Here is a 16,165-nt window from a genome sequence, read left to right on the forward strand (position 1 = left end):
ATAAATAATGTAAAGATACTAGATAACCAAACGACGATCTCGCTTACATATGAGTAGTATAATACCATAAATTCCAATTTAAACCAAAATTAAAATTTCCTATTTTTTCAATATTGTCTAGTACTTTATTCACAGAAAAAATGACGGAGAAGGCAAAAAATGCGTTGTTTATCTGCAGGAAATTAAGTATAATCAGGTTATTATGTAAAATTTTGGAGGAAATTATGAAGTCTATAAAAAAAGCAATCATTCCAGCAGCTGGTCTTGGAACGAGATTTCTTCCGGCTACTAAAGCTATGCCTAAAGAAATGCTGCCCATTGTTGATCGCCCCACAATTGAATATATAGTAGAAGAGGCTGTCGAGTCAGGGATTGAAGATATTATTATTGTGACGGGAAAAGGGAAGAGAGCGATAGAGGATCACTTTGACAGTGCTTTTGAACTGGAAGACAGTTTAGTTAAAAAAGAAAAATTCGATATGCTCGAAGAAGTTAGAAAATCGTCCAAGGTAGATATTCACTATATAAGACAGAAAGAACCTAAAGGATTAGGTCATGCGATTTGGTGTGCGAGAAAGTTCATTGGCCATGAACCCTTAGCTGTCTTACTCGGTGATGATATTGTCAAAAGTGATAAACCTTGCTTAAAGCAGCTGATAGATGAATATAGCGTAGTCCAATCTTCAGTAATTGGCGTTCAGTTTGTACCAAATGACCAAACCCACCGTTACGGTATCATCGACCCTGCTGAGCAGACAGGCAGAAGGTATAAAGTCGACCGATTTGTGGAGAAGCCTCCACAGAACGAAGCTCCTTCAAATATGGGAATTGTAGGAAGATACATTCTGGAGCCTGAAATCTTCGACTATTTAAGCGAACATAATATAGGAGCAGGAGGAGAAATTCAACTGACGGATGCCATTGAACAGTTAAACAGGCTTAACCCCGTATATGCGTACGAATTTGAAGGTCGCCGCTACGATGTGGGAGAGAAGTTCGGTTTTATTCAAACCACACTGGAGCTTGCACTTTCGAGAGAAGATTTACGAGAGCCATTAGAACACTATATCAATGAGCTTCATGTGAAATTAAATGCTGCTAATAGAGTATAAGTAATCATCCTTTGGAAAGTTCCAGCCCTGTTGTTTTTAAGCGGTCTTATTTGAGACCGCTTTTTAAAAACATGAACCCGACTGGCTATTTAGTTTTAAAAGAATTAAGTCCATGGTATGATATACGTATAGGGAGTATAAGTATAGTAAAGGAGGCGGCCACTCTATGGATTCAGGCAAGTCCACCGTCCAGCCGAACAAACAACAATTATTAAACCGGCTAAAACGAATTGAAGGTCAAGTCCGCGGTGTGCATAGTATGGTGGAGAACGATAAATACTGTGTTGATATTTTAAATCAAATTGCAGCGGTACAGTCGGCCATGAATAAGGTTTCTTTAGCGTTAATGGAGGATCACACGCATCATTGCGTATCGAATGCGATAAAGAACAATAATGGGGAAGAAGCCATTAATGAATTAATGGATGTTATGAAGAGAATGGTGAAGTAAAGGTATTTAGCGCCCATTTCAAAGCAGCATTCGGGTGATTTTTAAAAATTTTATATCTTTAATACTATACAGGGGTATGGTATTTTAAATGTGAACTATAAAACATTCAGCTTAATTAAAAATAAGGAATCGACCTCTAGGGGGAGGTTAATAATGAATATGGAAGCGGTATCTACACATTTACTGCTGTGTAATGGGAAGTCTTGTATGAGGAACGGGGCTGAGGAGGTAGCGAACGTTATACGGCAGACGATAGTGGAAGAACACCTGAACCGAACGGTTCACACTACCAAAACCTTTTGCAATGGGCAGTGTCGTTATGGACCTATCGCATACCCTGGAGGGGATTGGTACCAGGCTTTAACGACTCATGCAGCAAGAGAATTAGTGCTTGCGGAAGCACGGAAACAAGTATTCCAACAGAACCTGTTATATCGTAAAACTCATGAGGGTTTTGCGTCAGTACAGGATTAAGAAAGGAGCGAGATAGGATGTCCAGGAAGGAAGCTTCACTTCAAGTGGCAGGTATGACCTGCGCTGCCTGCGCCAATAGAATTGAAAAAGGATTATCGAAAATTGAGGGAGTGCAAGAGGCCAGCGTCAATTTTGCCGTTGAGAAAACGAAAGTCGTCTATGATCCTGACCAAACCAACGTGAATGAGTTTGCGGAAAGAATCCAGAAGCTCGGGTATGAGGTCGTCCACGATAAGCAAACCTTTGATATCTCGGGAATGACTTGTGCTGCCTGTGCTGCAAGAATCGAAAAACGATTGAATCAAATGGATGGTGTATCGAAGGCTGCAGTGAATTTTGCAATGGAGAAAGTCACCGTTGATTACGATCAGGGTCAGGTCACCACGGATGAAATGGAAGAAGCCGTGGATAAATTAGGCTATACCCTGATTCCAGAACGTTCTCAGGAGGACACGGCTGGCAGCAGGGAAAAAGAGGTTCAGTATCAAACCGGAAAGTTCTTATTCGCCGCTATCTTATCATTGCCCTTGCTATGGACGATGGTGACTCATTTTGAATTTACTTCTTTTCTATACGTGCCTGATATGCTGATGAATCCGTGGGTCCAGCTGGCGTTAGCGTTGCCTGTTCAGTTTGTTGTCGGTGCTCAGTTCTACCGTGGGGCTTATAAAGCACTTCGCAGTAAAAGTGCTAATATGGATGTCTTAGTTGCTCTTGGGACCACTGTCGCCTTTCTTTATAGTGTCTTTTTAGGGTATGAATGGCAGGCTTCCGGCCGGGAGGGTATGCCTGAGCTTTATTTTGAAGCGGCGGCGCTTATCATTACTCTTGTAATCCTGGGGAAATTATTTGAAGTACGTGCAAAAGGGCGGACGAGCCAGGCGATTCAGAAGCTGCTCGGCATGCAGGCGAAGACAGCAAGAATCATTCGGAACGGGGAAGAAAAAGAAGTTGCGGTTGAAGAGGTAATCTCAGGGGATACCGTGATCGTCCGTCCGGGTGAAAAGATTCCGGTGGATGGAAAAATTATAAAAGGCGAATCGGCAGTAGATGAGGCGTTGATTACGGGGGAAAGCATTCCCGTAGATAAGAAAGCAGGGGATCCTGCAATTGGAGCCACGATTAATAAAAACGGAATGCTGACTATAGAAGCTACAAAGGTTGGAAAGGATACGGCTCTTTCCCAAATTGTAAAAGTCGTCGAGGAAGCGCAGGGGAGTAAAGCGGATATTCAGCGTGTGGCTGACAAAGTATCTGGTATCTTCGTGCCTGTCGTAGTATTGCTGGCCGTTGGAGCGTTTCTCGTCTGGTATTTCCTTGTGTCTCCGGGAGATGTAAGGGCCGCTCTCGTTCCAATGATTACAATCCTCGTGATAGCCTGCCCTTGTGCATTAGGTCTCGCTACGCCTACTTCGATTATGGCTGGATCCGGTCGAGCCGCAGAAATGGGAGTGCTGTTTAAGGGCGGCGAGCACCTGGAAAATACTCGGTCCATTGATACGGTCGTGTTAGATAAAACGGGGACGGTCACAAAAGGAGAGCCTGAATTAACGGATGTTGTCGTGCAGAAAGGTTTTACAGAACAGGAAGTGCTCTCCCTTGCCGCTTCGGCCGAGAAGAATTCAGAGCATCCCCTGGCAGAGGCCATCGTTAAAGGGGTAAAGGAGAAAGGCATCGAAGTCTTTGAATCCGAGGAGTTTGAAGCCCTGCCCGGTTTCGGAATCCGCTCAGTTACTGCCGGCAGATCAGTGCATGCAGGGACACGTAAGCTGATGGTTGAACTGGAGATTGACCTCGAGGCTGTGGAGGACACGATGGCTGCCTTGGAAACAGAAGGAAAAACAGCGATGCTGATTGCTGTAGATCGGAGGTTAGCCGGGATAATCGCTGTGGCCGATACAGTTAAAGCTACTTCTAAAGACGCGGTTGACAGGCTGCACGATTTAGGACTCGAAGTCATTATGCTGACAGGGGACAACGAACGTACAGCTGCGGCGATCGGTAAACAAGTCGGCATTGACAGGGTGATTGCTGAAGTGGTCCCTGAACAGAAAGTAGACGAAATTAAGAAGCTGCAGCAGACAGGCAGAAAAGTGGCCATGGTAGGCGACGGCATCAATGATGCGCCTGCTTTAGCCGTCGCCGACATCGGTATGGCCATTGGCACAGGTACTGACGTTGCGATCGAAGCAGCCGACGTCACCCTCATGCGGGGGGACCTTCACAGTGTCGCTGACAGTATCCAGCTCAGCAGTAAAACGATGCGGAATATTAAACAGAACCTGTTCTTTGCCTTCTTTTACAACTCCGCATCAATTCCAGTGGCAGCCATTGGCTTACTGGCACCGTGGGTGGCAGGAGCGGCCATGACATTCAGCTCCGTGTCAGTTGTGCTTAATGCACTGCGGTTACAGCGGGTGAAGCTGCCAAGAAGAGGTGAAGAACATGTCCATTAAAATATGGGTGATAAGTGGAATAGTGTATCTCTTTATCATTATGGCCGGCTATACCGCGATTACCGGAGAAAACCCGCTTCAATCCGACCGCGAGGAGCATAACGAACATGAGGAAAGCACAGCAGCCAAGCGCGCAGTCTAAAAACCTACACACACAAAGGAGGCCTGAACACGTATGGAAACCATTAAATTAACTGTAAACGGAATGTCCTGCGGTCACTGCGTATCTTCCATTGAAGGAGCGTTAGGGTCGCTTGAAAGAGTAGAATCCGTTCACGTAAGTCTCGAAGGAAACGAAGTGGATGTGGCATATGATCCTTCAAAAGCCGACGTGGCTCAGATGAAAGAAACGATTGAAGATTTAGGATACGATATCGCATAGAACGAGCCAGTCCCTCAGCCTGTCGAGAGAATTTACTCTCTGCAGGCTTTTTTCTATAAAACTACTTTATGGGCGGAAAAATGAATTTAAGGGCATTTATAGATTTTTATGGGCGAAAACCGACTTTTATGGGCGAAAAATCTGTTTTATGGGCATTTACACCAATTTATGGGCAATTCCATTATTACGCTTTCCCTCGATCCCAAAGGACAGGGCCGTCGCTATAAAAGTCAGAAGTATGTTATTATCATATATAATTTATAAATATTTTTACAATTGTGAACAAAAGACTAAAATACCAGCGATCATCTATGAAAGGGGATACAGAACGTTGCACACTAAATACTTAGATTTACTGGCCCAGAAATACGATAGTGAAGAAAAAGTAGTCACAGAAATCATCAATCTAGAAGCTATTCTCAATCTGCCCAAGGGAACAGAGCACTTTGTCAGTGATTTACACGGGGAGTATCAAGCCTTTCAGCATGTGTTAAGAAACGGATCGGGCCGGGTGAAAGAGAAGATAAGAGATATTTTCAGCGGGGTCATCTACGAAGAGGAAATTAATGAAATGGCGACGCTTGTATATTATCCCGAAGAGAAATTGCAAATTATTAAAAATGGGTTCGATAATGACCAGGAATTACACGAATGGTATAAAGAGAATATTGCCCATATGATTAAGCTCATTTCCTACGCCTCCTCCAAATATACCCGTTCGAAATTACGTAAAGCCCTGCCGGATCAGTTTGCCTACATTATCGAAGAGCTGCTTTATAAAACCGAGGAATCTGCAAATAAGGAACAATATTACATAAAGATCGTCGAGCAGATTATTTCTCTCGGCCAGGCGGATAAGCTGATTATCGGTCTCGCCTATACGACGCAGAAACTGGTTGTAGACCACCTTCATGTCGTAGGCGATATTTATGACCGGGGTCCCGAGCCTGATAAAATTATGGAAACGCTCATTAATTATCCTTCCGTTGACATTCAGTGGGGCAATCATGATGTCCTGTGGATTGGCGCATTTGCCGGATCCAAGGTGTGCCTCGCTAATATCATTCGTATCTGTGCCCGCTATGACAACCTGGATATTATTGAAGACGTGTACGGAATCAACCTTCGACCACTCTTGAATCTGGCCGATAAATACTATGAGGACAATCCCGTCTTCAGACCTAAAACGCATTCCGATAAAAAAACATCCGATCATGAAATATTACAAATTACGAAAATCCATCAGGCCATTGCCATGATCCAGTTCAAGCTCGAAAGCCCGATCATCAAGAGACGACCGAATTTTAACATGTCAGAAAGGCTGCTGCTTGAGAAAGTCAATTATGAAAAAAATGAAATCACACTGAATGGAAAAACGTACCCGATGGAAAACAGCTGTTTTGCCACGATAAATCCGGAGCAGCCTGATCAACTATTAGAGGAAGAACAGGAAGTGATGGATAAGCTGCTGTTCTCCATCCAGCACTCGGAGAAGCTGGCCCGACACATGAAATTTCTCATGAAAAAAGGCAGCCTTTATTTGAAATATAACGGCAACCTATTAATTCATGGATGTATTCCTTTAGATGAAGAAGGAAACATGGAAAAAATGATGATCGAAAAGCAGACCTATGCAGGCCGGGATCTGCTTGATATTTTCGAACATTACTTACGACACGCTTTTGCCAATCCCGATAAAACAGATGATCTTGCGACAGATATGGTCTGGTATTTATGGACAGGCGAATATTCATCGCTGTTTGGAAAAAGAGCAATGACGACCTTTGAAAGGTACTTCATTAAAGATAAAGAAACCCACAAAGAGAAGAAGAATCCTTATTACTATCTACGTGAAAATGAAGAAACCTGCCGCAGCCTCCTAACTGAATTTGATCTCGATCCCGAGCAGGGCCATATTATTAACGGTCACACGCCTGTCAAAGAAATCGAAGGAGAGAATCCAATCAAAGCAGACGGTAAAATGATCGTCATTGATGGCGGCTTTTCCAAAGCGTATCAATCAACAACAGGGATTGCCGGCTACACCTTACTATATAATTCCTACGGTATGCAGCTGGTAGCTCATAAACAATTCAACTCAAAAGAAGAAGTGCTCCGAAACGGGACAGACGTGCTGTCAGTGAAAAGACTCGTCGATAAGGAGCTTGAGAGAAAGAAGGTTTCCGAAACGAATGTAGGAGAAGAGTTATTGCAGGAGGTGGCTATTTTAAATAGCTTGATGGAATATCGTTATATGAAATAAGGACAATCTCTTGATTTAAGAAAAGATAATCTCAATTTTGTAGAAGATCGGCCCATTGAGAAAGGGCGCTTACAGGGAAAATACAGAAAGAACGGGACTGGCTTAATAGGCAGTACCGTTCTTTTTCATTGTATATATTGGTCTAGTGAGAATGAAGGTGAGGATGACTGTGATCCTGATTATTTTTACATAAAATGGTCTCTTCATGGTTATGATTCATCGTCTCTACTTGAATCGTAATGTGTCCAATTCCTTCATCCAACAGCTTTTGTTCTAAATCCTTTAACATTTGTTGTGACTCTTTGATGGTTAAGTTTTCATTTACAATGGCATGACAGGAGAGAGCATTTTGCCCACTAGTGATTGACCAAATATGGAGGTCATGAATGCTGTTTATTTCTGGGGTATCTTCAATTGTGCGGGTGACATCTTGAAAATTAATATGTTTAGGAGTCCCCTCCATTAAGACATGTAGAGAATCTTTGGTTACACGTCCTCCACTTATTAAGATTAATACCGCCACTACTACGCTGGCGAGAGGATCTGCCCATCCCCAGTCAAGGAAGATGATGAGTAAAGCTGCGATTATAGCTCCCACTGACCCTAATAAATCTCCTAGAACATGTAGAAAAGCAGCACGAAGGTTAAGGTTATCCTCCGTATCCCCCTGCCGCATTAATATCCAGGCTACAAGAAGATTTACTATCAAGCCCACCACAGCTATGGTCAGCATGCCGAAAGAGGCGACTTCTGGCGGGTGCACGAAACGGTGATAAGCTTCATAAAAAATATAAAGAGATATTATTATTAATGTAGCGCCATTAAATAGCGCAGCGAGGATTTCAAAACGTTTATACCCATAAGTTTTACTATAATTTGCTACTTTTTCTCCCAAGATGAATGCTGCTAATCCTACTCCTAAAGAAATAGAGTCACTTAGCATATGACCTGCATCAGAAAGTAAGGCTAAGCTATTAGTGAGGAGCCCGCCTATCGCTTCAATAACCATATACAAGGTAGTTATTATAAAGCTTAGTAATAATGCCTTCTTATTGGCACCATGAGAATGATCGTGTCCCATTAAAAAAATCCTCCTTCATTGGAATACCTAGTCTTGCCTAACATGTTCAAGAAATAAAAAATCATACAGCTCTTAATATGTCTATATGCATATGTTAACATATATACATATGAGATGTGTAACTTATTATAATTGTGAGGAAAAGTTATGATTTATTTTGTTTGCTGCCTTTCAGTGTGCTTTTCACCTGAATAAGTCAGGGTGGTATCTTTAGGAAATTATAAAATTCCAAACTGTGGATCATTTTCATAAAGCGACACCCAGCGCAAGCGCACAGGCAGTCGTGGCATAAGCCATCCGTCCTGCGAGAGGTAAGACCGCCTTCCTTCAGCCGTTATGCTTATGCCGCGAGTGTCTACCAGGGCGCTTGCGCTTTTGTTCTTATTATTTCCAATTCTAACAATTGACAAAGTCTGATCACAGGCATAAGCTGTGTTTAAAAGTTGCGTTAGGTAAAAAAAAATTACAAAGGTGAAAATATTGATTTGAGGTGAAATTAAATGGGGGAACACAAAATGATGTCTCTTTACGAATCCCGGCCCGGTGATCACTTATTAATTAAGAGTCTGCGATTAGATGGCGCTATGCTTAGAAGGCTATTGGATCTTGGGTTCGTCCCTGGTGCTGTGGTGAAAAATGTTCAAAGGAGTCCTATGGGTGATCCCGTGGCCTACCAAGTGAGCCGAACCACTGTAGCACTTAGAAAAGAAGAAAGCTCGCAGATTGATTGTCAAAAAGTGAAAGGAGAAATAAATCATGAGTGATTTTCGAATAGCATTGGCTGGAAATCCAAATACGGGAAAGAGCACACTATTTAATGCGTTGACAGGAATGAACCAACATACAGGGAACTGGCCGGGGAAAACAGTTATTCAAGCAAAGGGAAATTATACTTTTAACGAAGGGAACTACACACTGATCGACTTACCGGGGACTTACTCTCTTTATTCCAATTCGGCGGATGAAGAAACCGCGAGAGATTATATTATTTTTGATCGACCTGATGTAACCGTGGTAGTCGTGGATGCTACATCTTTAGAAAGAAATCTGAATTTAGTATTACAGGTTCTTGAAATGACGGATCAAGCGGTATTGTGCATCAATTTAATTGATGAGGCAAAAAAGAGAAATATTAGAATCTATGACGACCGGCTGGAAAAGAAACTTGGAATTCCCGTAGCAAGCATATCAGCTCGTAATAAAGCAGGGATAAATCTTTTATTAAAAAAAATTGAAGGAGTAGCTAAAGGAGAGATCGTTACGTCGCCTTATCAGGTTAAATATAGTGAACAAATGGAAGAGGACATTCAAAGATTAGAGCCTTATGTAAGCCAGATTGTTAAAGGGAAGTATCCTACCCGCTGGGTGACCTTAAAGCTATTGGATGGAGATCGGAGTTTTATGGATCATCTTTATCAAAGGGTGTTCTCAGAAGGAGATGTCTCCCATGTCTGAAATCCATACCTCGAAGAACTCCCTCGAACAACTATTTCAACATGCGGGGGAAATGAACCATTCAAGAGAAGAAATTGTGGGTGACATATTTCAAGCCAGTCGTTCGATTAGTCAAGACTGTGTGAAGTATCAAGAAGCGACTAATGATCAAAAATCGGAGAAACTAGACAAAATTCTAACTTCCCCCATCTGGGGTTACCCAATCATGCTGGCCTTATTAGGAGGGGTTATCTATTTAACAATTGCAGGTGCGAATATTCCTTCCTCGATGTTAGCTTCAATGTTTAGTTACTTTGAAACTTATCTGACCCTTGGGTTTGAATGGATTCAGGCTCCAGAGTGGCTGCATGGTTTATTAGTGCTGGGTCTGTACAGAGGGGTTTCCTGGGTGGTAAGTGTGATGCTTCCTCCTATGCTTATCTTTTTTCCTATGTTTGCATTGTTGGAGAATTACGGTTACTTACCGAGAGTAGCTTTTAATATGGATCGACTGTTTAAAGGTGCGGGAGGGCACGGGAAACAATCATTAACGATGGCAATGGGATTTGGATGTAATGCTGCAGCCATCATATCTACAAGAATCATAGAATCACCAAGAGAGAGAATGCTGGCGATTTTAACGAACAACTTTGTTCCTTGTAACGGAAGATGGCCGACTTTGATTTTACTATCCTCCCTTTTTATGGCTGCAGGTTATACAGGAGGTTTGCAAACCTTTGTAACTGCATCAGTCGTAATAGGTATTGTGTTATTTGGTATCGTCATTACTTTGCTAGTTTCCTATGGTTTATCAAAAACAGCTTTAAAAGGTGTACCCACGCATTATACTTTAGAGTTACCGCCCTATAGAAAACCGAAATTCTGGGATACCCTTGTGCGTGCCACTCTTGATAAATCTCTATACGTCTTGAAAAGAGCTATTAAAGTAGCTGCCCCAGCCGGTGTGGCCACATGGATATTAGCAAATATTGATATAGGTAATGTAAGCGTACTTGAACACATAGTCACCTTTCTTGATCCTTTTGCACATTCGCTTGGGCTTGATGGTTATATACTCATGGCCTTTATTTTAGGCTTGCCAGCCAATGAAATTGTCTTGCCTATCTTATTAATGGGGTATTTATCCACAGGTGCAATGACCGAGGTAAATGATTTAGATGCTTTGAAAAGTATTTTCCTCGATCATGGATGGACGTGGTTAACTGCGTTGAATATGATGTTATTCTCCCTTTTACACTATCCATGTGGAACAACAATTTACACTATTTATAAAGAAACGAAGAGTGTGAAATGGACACTCATGTCTGCACTCATTCCCACAATTATAGCGATTGCCATTACTTTTATTGTGGCGCAAATCGTGAGGGGATTAGGATGGGTGTAATTCCACCGATATGTGGTTTAAGCAGGGTCCTCCGGGTTTAAGAATAGACCTGGGAGGAAGTGCCCTGCAGGCAAGCTTGAAACCTTTTAAATCTATATAAATGTGCTCCTCTTTATTTGAAATTACATAACTATTAATTATTAATACAGTTCACTTAGATAGTTTATTAGTTTGGTGAAGCGTTTTACATTAGAAATAGATCCACCAGGTGAAGGAGGCGAGTATGCAATAGTAGCTGTGAAATCGTGTTTGAATGTGATTAATGATGGGGCTCTTGATTTGCATTTTGCTTTGGTAAATCTTCTTTGAGGGCATCTATTTCACTACTGGAAAGTTCTCCTACGATAAATTGTTTTTGAGGGACAATAACTGAACCATCGTTCCCTGCATGTAATTTAGCATAGTATAAGCCTTCGCTATCTAATTCTTTCCTTAAGATATACACCCCATCTCCGTTGTTCATTGCTTCTTCCATCCGGTATGAAACTGAACCATCCTGTTTCCATATCTCCACATGAACAAAGTCAGCATCCTTGACTCGATGTCCACCCTGAGTGAGGATCACCTTGATTTCTTCCTTTTCATTAATTTTAATGGATTCAGGGATCATAATATCTGCATCAAGGGGTGTTTCCGTATTATAGAGAGAATCAGCATCTTGTTTGAGTGAGCATCCTGTTAACATCATGACAATAATTAGAGACGTACATAATATTTTTTTCATGGAAAGCACCCTTTACTACTTGAGATTAAGCATTTAGAAAGTTTTTGACACTCTCAATTCTTTGGATAATCAGCCAATCTATCAGCCATACCACGAATAGAGATAAACCAACCAGTGGGAACAAACACCCTAAAGCTATAAATAAAATAAGAAAGTATTTCGCATTCTTTAAGCGAGGTGCTTTAGGCGCACCTAACCCTTGTTTAGGTTTTCGTTTCCACCATAAGTATAAGCCGCTGACCGCCACGAGAATAATTCCAAAACAAATGAGCAGACTGATGAATTGGTTGAGGGCCCCAAATTGTGTTCCTTTATGCAGTGTAATCCCCCACGCGACAATTTTTCCAATAATGCCGTAGTTATCGTAGCGATAGTCTGCCAGAATGGCACCAGAATATTGATCTATATGGATAGTGGCTTCATCTTGAGCTTTAGGAGGAAAAGCAGACAGCGTAAACACGCCGTCTGGTTCGCTTGGAAGCATGACTGTATAGCTCGGATGAATGTTCTGTCCCTCCGCTATACCTACCACCTCATTGATCGATAAAGAAGTCAATCCCTGAACGTCTGATTGTGGAACGTCTAACGTTTCCGCAGCCCATGGCACTTCTGCAATATCCTTCGTCTGAACTTCTGATGTAGGAGGACTTCCTGTCCAAATAGATGGCGGATAGCCTTCACCTGTGTTCGTGGCCATGTTTTGAAAGTTCGTTCCCCATAAACCAGACCATGGGAGTCCTGTCATAATTAAGAAAAACATTCCGAGTGTAATCCAAAACGCCGGGACGGCATGAAGGTCTCGACGGAGAATCCTTTTTCTCTTCGTAAATCTAGGGACAATCACACCCGCAATTCCCTTTTTCTTAGGGAACCATAAAAACAGCCCTGTAATGATTAACACGATCGCCCAGCAGGCTGCCAGTTCAACTATTCTATCTCCTGTGGTGCCAGCCATCAGCTCTCCATGTAATTCTTCAATTTTATCCATAATACGGTCTTTACTATTTAATGTTCCCATGGACTGTCCAGTATAGGGATTGATGAAAACGGTTAGAGATTCATTATTTGAAGTGAGAGTTACTTCGCTTGAGCGTGCTGCATCTTCTCCTGGGCGGTAGGAGGTAATGACGGCATCGGGATACTGTTCTTCCACTTGGTCAATTTGTTCTTCTGGTGGTATTTTTTCGCTCTGAGGGGTAATCTCGTAATACTCCTGGTAAAGCACCTGCTCGATTTGCGGCTTAAATAAGTAGATAGCTCCTGTAACCGCAAGAATGATAAGAAATGGAGCAAAGATAATGCCTGCATAAAAGTGCCATCTCCATATTGTTTGATGAAGTGAGACTTTTGCACGTTTTTCAGTTTGTTCTTCCTTTTTAGTGGTGATGAATTCTTCTTTTACTTGCTTCATTTATTTTTCTCCTTATGTGGTTTAAGCTTACTTTTTCTTTATGTAGGCAACGAGAGAAACCATAGTTCGGCTCACTCTTCACAGCAACAGCAATCAACCTTCATTTCTTTAAGGATCATTTGAATGGCCTCTTGAAAATTATATATCTTTCCTCCAAATCCCTTTTGGAATTGTTTCGCCTGTTTTCTTGAGGCAAAAATAATCGGCTGCGGCTCACAGCAATTCAAGTCTAAATCGGCATCTATTAGAAAGGTGGCGGCCTTCGCATTGATTGTCGTATCTTTAAGGAAATCACGGCAAATGACTTGTGAAACATTATTTTTAATATCTTGGTATCTCATTAATGCACAATGGGCACAGCATGCATTTTCTATCTGTTGATTTTCTTTGATGATTTGGACAGACAGTTTGCCGCTTGACGGCTTCAGACAATAAGGACAGTTGTCAGTAGGGACCGCAGCGGGAGTGGACAAAGTGACCCCGCTTGAAGTTTTTATAACTTTATTCTGTTTAATTAATGGATTGAGGTCGCGATAAACGGTCATTTCTGATACGTCCAAGCGTTGGCTGATAGTTGTAACACGTAATGATTTTTCGTTTTCTAGCCATGTTAAGATTTGTTTTTGTCTATCGATAGGTAACACAAAATTCCTCCTATTACTAAAATATTACGAATTGAATTAGCTTAACTATATTTATATAAACCTTAAATCACTTATTATTTTCGGGCAATAGAATTATGATGGAAAATGTTATTAAAAGATAAATTGTAACAATATCGTCATTAAATGATTATAGTGTGTTCATATCTTCTTCTACTGAGATTAAAGAGGAATGAAGTTGAAGGGGTGCTTGGGTAAATTTGCAAGCAAAGTAAAGAACTTTTGTTATTAACCAAGGCGGAATGGTCCATTAAATAAATTAAGGTTGCAACGATATAATGGACAAAAGAATAAAGGAGCGACTATCTAAAAGAGATAGTTGCTTTTTTTAGCTTTTTAGTTAGTAAGGATTGGTGTATAGTTTATGAAAAATAAGGTATTCTATATTGATTTAGACTCGGCGTTTGCTGTGGGTATAGCAAGGTTATTAAGCTGAAAAGTCTACACTGACCGTCAAACTAAAGGTTGTTGTGTGATTCTATTTACACTTATATCCAAAGAGTTATAAAGCTCCAAATTAAATGGAAATTTCTAGTAGCAATTTGCGAATAATTTTTTTGTTTGTCTAACTAATTTGATAGGTAAAGCAAAGGGAGGTGAAAGCTTTGAAAATGGTCATTGCAGAAAGAGACAAAAATGAAAGTATTGCCATTGAATGGCTGATTTCCACCTATTCCATTCCGATTCATGAAGTTTTTATTGCTCATACAGTTAAGGAAACCATGACTTTACTAGAAAAAGAAAGGCCTGATCTGCTGTACCTTGAGCTGGATATGATTTCGAACGAAAATTGGTCTTTAGTGACAAGGAATGTGAAAAAGAATGCTCCAAAGACCATTGCTGTTACGGCAGAGGCGACATTTGAGCGTGCGAAGCAGGCGATTGCCTTGGGATGTGTAGATTTACTTGTTAAACCACTGGATCCAGTGAATATTAACCAAAATTTCAGAATGGCATTATCACTTGTTACGGAGCAGGAAACCCCTCAGGCCTCTTTAGTGGATAAAGGTGAGGAGGAACCTTCATACCGATCGCTGTTTCTGGACCGGGATTTAAATCATGGGGAAATCGGGTTAATGCTGTTACATCCGGAAAATAATAAAAAACTAGCAGATTTGCATAAGTTTTCGAAGTACTTTCCGTTTCGAGAGCCCCCGATCGTGCTTCCTCTATCAGATATGGTGATTTGTTTGTTTAGAAATCCAACCCAGCACTTAAGAGAAGAAGCCTGGAAAATTTTAAGAGACTGGGAAACGACTAATATTGATCCGCTTGCTGCGGTTATTATTCCGCCTAATACTGTCCATAAGACGATCCATGATATGTATCTTTCAGCCAGGAGGCTGTTGGAAATTACGTTTTTCATTGGGTACAGCCAGGTGATCTTACCCAATGATTCCTACGACGCATGGCAGGAGATCGACCCATTTCTAACGTCTGTGGAGCAGCGGGAATGGGTGGAAATGTTAAATCAATTTGATAAACAACAAATTAAACATAAAATGCATCAAGAGTTTCTCCAAATGGAAACACCCTTTCCCAACCCGGAAAAGCTGAGGATAAGATTGACCAGCATTCTGGCGCAGGTGAGGCGATTCATGAAAATCTACCAGCTGGATCAGGGGGAAATGGAAGAGCATTATATGAGAATTTTTTCTGAAATCCTATTTAACCGGGTGCTGTATCGAATTGTGCAGGAAATGCTTCTATTTCTTTATGAATTGCTTGATCGTTCCAATACAGAAGAGGTGTTTTCTAAAAAAGATGTGATTGAGAGAGGGATTCTTTATATTGAAAACCACTACTCCGATCCAGACTTAACTCTTCAACATGTGGCAGATGCCGTCGGAAGAAGTCCAGCCTACTTCAGCCATTTATTAATGAAAAAGCAGGGAACCCCGTTTCGGCAGCAATTGGCGAACAAGCGGGTCGAAGAAGCCAAACAATTGTTAACCGGAACCCAGCTTTCTATTAAAGAAGTGGCCGAACAAACAGGCTTCCGTCATCCGAGTTATTTTACAAAGCTTTTTAAAGAATTTACGACGATGGCCCCGCGTGAATATAGAGAATACATGAGAAACGGATAACAGGAACCGTAAATAAATATAAGAATCGATAATAATTTAAAGTTTCACGAAGGAAGGAGGGGAGTTTTTTAGTATTTTCGAAAAAAATTTAGGAATTTCGAAAATTTATCATCTATTTTTTGAAAAATCAATATTTTATAATTTTACTAGATTAAGATAAAGAGGTTTTAGAAATGAACCATGAATGAAAGCGTTATCTTCATGGCGGCATTCTCCTTCTTTA

General features: G+C 41.3%; 15 protein-coding genes. 11 read left to right on the top strand and 4 right to left on the bottom strand.

The annotated features are described in order from the left end of the window. Window positions 1-224 precede the first annotated feature (224 nt). The 7 genes from galU (at window position 225) to fbp (ending at window position 7,138) form a co-directional block, all read left to right on the top strand. Complete coding sequence (gene galU / locus LF822_RS12555; RefSeq protein WP_253924415.1) at window positions 225-1,112, top strand: UTP--glucose-1-phosphate uridylyltransferase GalU; 888 nt, start codon at window positions 225-227, stop codon at window positions 1,110-1,112. A gap of 166 nt (window positions 1,113-1,278) precedes the next feature. Then, the gene (locus LF822_RS12560) at window positions 1,279-1,563 is read left to right on the top strand and encodes a metal-sensitive transcriptional regulator (RefSeq protein ID WP_253924416.1); all 285 of its coding nucleotides are present in this window, start codon (window positions 1,279-1,281) and stop codon (window positions 1,561-1,563) included. 153 nt (window positions 1,564-1,716) lie between these two features. Continuing rightward, window positions 1,717-2,037, top strand: a complete 321-nt coding sequence (locus tag LF822_RS12565) for a (2Fe-2S) ferredoxin domain-containing protein (protein ID WP_253924417.1) — start codon at window positions 1,717-1,719, stop codon at window positions 2,035-2,037. Window positions 2,038-2,054: 17 nt separating this feature from the next. Next, on the top strand, window positions 2,055-4,493 hold the full coding sequence (locus LF822_RS12570; RefSeq protein WP_253924418.1) for a heavy metal translocating P-type ATPase: 2,439 nt from the start codon (window positions 2,055-2,057) through the stop codon (window positions 4,491-4,493). Beyond that, entirely contained in the window at window positions 4,483-4,635 is a 153-nt protein-coding gene (locus LF822_RS12575) for a hypothetical protein (RefSeq protein ID WP_253924419.1), read from the top strand. The genes LF822_RS12570 and LF822_RS12575 overlap by 11 nt, the downstream gene beginning before the upstream one ends. Before the next feature lie 33 nt (window positions 4,636-4,668). Further along, window positions 4,669-4,875 (top strand): copper chaperone CopZ, encoded by a 207-nt coding sequence (gene copZ, locus LF822_RS12580; protein ID WP_253924420.1) that lies wholly within the window; start codon window positions 4,669-4,671, stop codon window positions 4,873-4,875. A gap of 331 nt (window positions 4,876-5,206) precedes the next feature. Beyond that, window positions 5,207-7,138: a fructose-1,6-bisphosphatase gene (gene fbp / locus LF822_RS12585; RefSeq protein ID WP_253924421.1), complete on the top strand. Its 1,932-nt coding sequence runs from the start codon at window positions 5,207-5,209 to the stop codon at window positions 7,136-7,138. A gap of 142 nt (window positions 7,139-7,280) precedes the next feature. Here fbp and LF822_RS12590 read toward each other — a convergent pair whose 3' ends face one another. Then, complete coding sequence (locus tag LF822_RS12590) at window positions 7,281-8,219, bottom strand: cation diffusion facilitator family transporter (RefSeq protein WP_253924422.1); 939 nt, start codon at window positions 8,217-8,219, stop codon at window positions 7,281-7,283. Between the two features lie 515 nt (window positions 8,220-8,734). On the opposite strand from LF822_RS12590, the gene LF822_RS12595 reads away from it, so the two are divergent. The 3 genes from LF822_RS12595 to LF822_RS12605 are packed head-to-tail and all read left to right on the top strand — an operon-like array spanning window position 8,735 to window position 11,058. Next, a complete protein-coding gene (locus LF822_RS12595) occupies window positions 8,735-8,983 on the top strand; it encodes a FeoA family protein (RefSeq protein ID WP_371925923.1) in 249 nt (82 codons plus the stop codon). Beyond that, window positions 8,976-9,674 (top strand): FeoB small GTPase domain-containing protein, encoded by a 699-nt coding sequence (locus LF822_RS12600; RefSeq protein WP_253924424.1) that lies wholly within the window; start codon window positions 8,976-8,978, stop codon window positions 9,672-9,674. Before LF822_RS12595 ends, LF822_RS12600 begins: the two co-directional genes overlap by 8 nt. A 52-nt stretch (window positions 9,675-9,726) precedes the next feature. After that, a complete protein-coding gene (locus tag LF822_RS12605) occupies window positions 9,727-11,058 on the top strand; it encodes a nucleoside recognition domain-containing protein (protein ID WP_253924935.1) in 1,332 nt (443 codons plus the stop codon). Window positions 11,059-11,317: 259 nt separating this feature from the next. On the opposite strand, the gene LF822_RS12610 is transcribed toward LF822_RS12605, so the two are convergent. The 3 genes from LF822_RS12610 to LF822_RS12620 form a co-directional block, all read right to left on the bottom strand. Next, window positions 11,318-11,782 (bottom strand): FixH family protein, encoded by a 465-nt coding sequence (locus LF822_RS12610; RefSeq protein WP_253924425.1) that lies wholly within the window; start codon window positions 11,780-11,782, stop codon window positions 11,318-11,320. Window positions 11,783-11,807: 25 nt separating this feature from the next. Beyond that, window positions 11,808-13,193, bottom strand: a complete 1,386-nt coding sequence (locus tag LF822_RS12615; RefSeq protein ID WP_253924426.1) for a PepSY-associated TM helix domain-containing protein — start codon at window positions 13,191-13,193, stop codon at window positions 11,808-11,810. 71 nt (window positions 13,194-13,264) lie between these two features. After that, a complete protein-coding gene (locus tag LF822_RS12620) occupies window positions 13,265-13,837 on the bottom strand; it encodes a DeoR family transcriptional regulator (protein WP_253924427.1) in 573 nt (190 codons plus the stop codon). Between the two features lie 629 nt (window positions 13,838-14,466). Here LF822_RS12620 and LF822_RS12625 point away from each other — a divergent pair. Further along, window positions 14,467-15,942, top strand: a complete 1,476-nt coding sequence (locus LF822_RS12625) for a helix-turn-helix domain-containing protein (RefSeq protein ID WP_253924936.1) — start codon at window positions 14,467-14,469, stop codon at window positions 15,940-15,942. Window positions 15,943-16,165 lie beyond the last annotated feature (223 nt).

This window comes from Halobacillus sp. A5, assembly GCF_024189315.1.
Taxonomy (GTDB): domain Bacteria; phylum Bacillota; class Bacilli; order Bacillales; family Halobacillaceae; genus Halobacillus_A.

What these genes read in the sequence shown, in the direction of transcription:
- galU (WP_253924415.1), top strand. Translation starts at nt 225, where the DNA reads ATGAAGTCTATAAAAAAAGCAATCATTCCAGCAGCTGGTCTTGGAACG.
- LF822_RS12560 (WP_253924416.1), top strand. Translation starts at nt 1,279, where the DNA reads ATGGATTCAGGCAAGTCCACCGTCCAGCCGAACAAACAACAATTATTA.
- LF822_RS12565 (WP_253924417.1), top strand. Translation starts at nt 1,717, where the DNA reads ATGAATATGGAAGCGGTATCTACACATTTACTGCTGTGTAATGGGAAG.
- LF822_RS12570 (WP_253924418.1), top strand. Translation starts at nt 2,055, where the DNA reads ATGTCCAGGAAGGAAGCTTCACTTCAAGTGGCAGGTATGACCTGCGCT.
- LF822_RS12575 (WP_253924419.1), top strand. Translation starts at nt 4,483, where the DNA reads ATGTCCATTAAAATATGGGTGATAAGTGGAATAGTGTATCTCTTTATC.
- copZ (WP_253924420.1), top strand. Translation starts at nt 4,669, where the DNA reads ATGGAAACCATTAAATTAACTGTAAACGGAATGTCCTGCGGTCACTGC.
- LF822_RS12590 (WP_253924422.1), bottom strand. Translation starts at nt 8,219, where the DNA reads ATGGGACACGATCATTCTCATGGTGCCAATAAGAAGGCATTATTACTA.
- LF822_RS12595 (WP_371925923.1), top strand. Translation starts at nt 8,735, where the DNA reads ATGATGTCTCTTTACGAATCCCGGCCCGGTGATCACTTATTAATTAAG.
- LF822_RS12600 (WP_253924424.1), top strand. Translation starts at nt 8,976, where the DNA reads ATGAGTGATTTTCGAATAGCATTGGCTGGAAATCCAAATACGGGAAAG.
- LF822_RS12605 (WP_253924935.1), top strand. Translation starts at nt 9,727, where the DNA reads ATGAACCATTCAAGAGAAGAAATTGTGGGTGACATATTTCAAGCCAGT.
- LF822_RS12610 (WP_253924425.1), bottom strand. Translation starts at nt 11,782, where the DNA reads ATGAAAAAAATATTATGTACGTCTCTAATTATTGTCATGATGTTAACA.
- LF822_RS12615 (WP_253924426.1), bottom strand. Translation starts at nt 13,193, where the DNA reads ATGAAGCAAGTAAAAGAAGAATTCATCACCACTAAAAAGGAAGAACAA.
- LF822_RS12625 (WP_253924936.1), top strand. Translation starts at nt 14,467, where the DNA reads ATGGTCATTGCAGAAAGAGACAAAAATGAAAGTATTGCCATTGAATGG.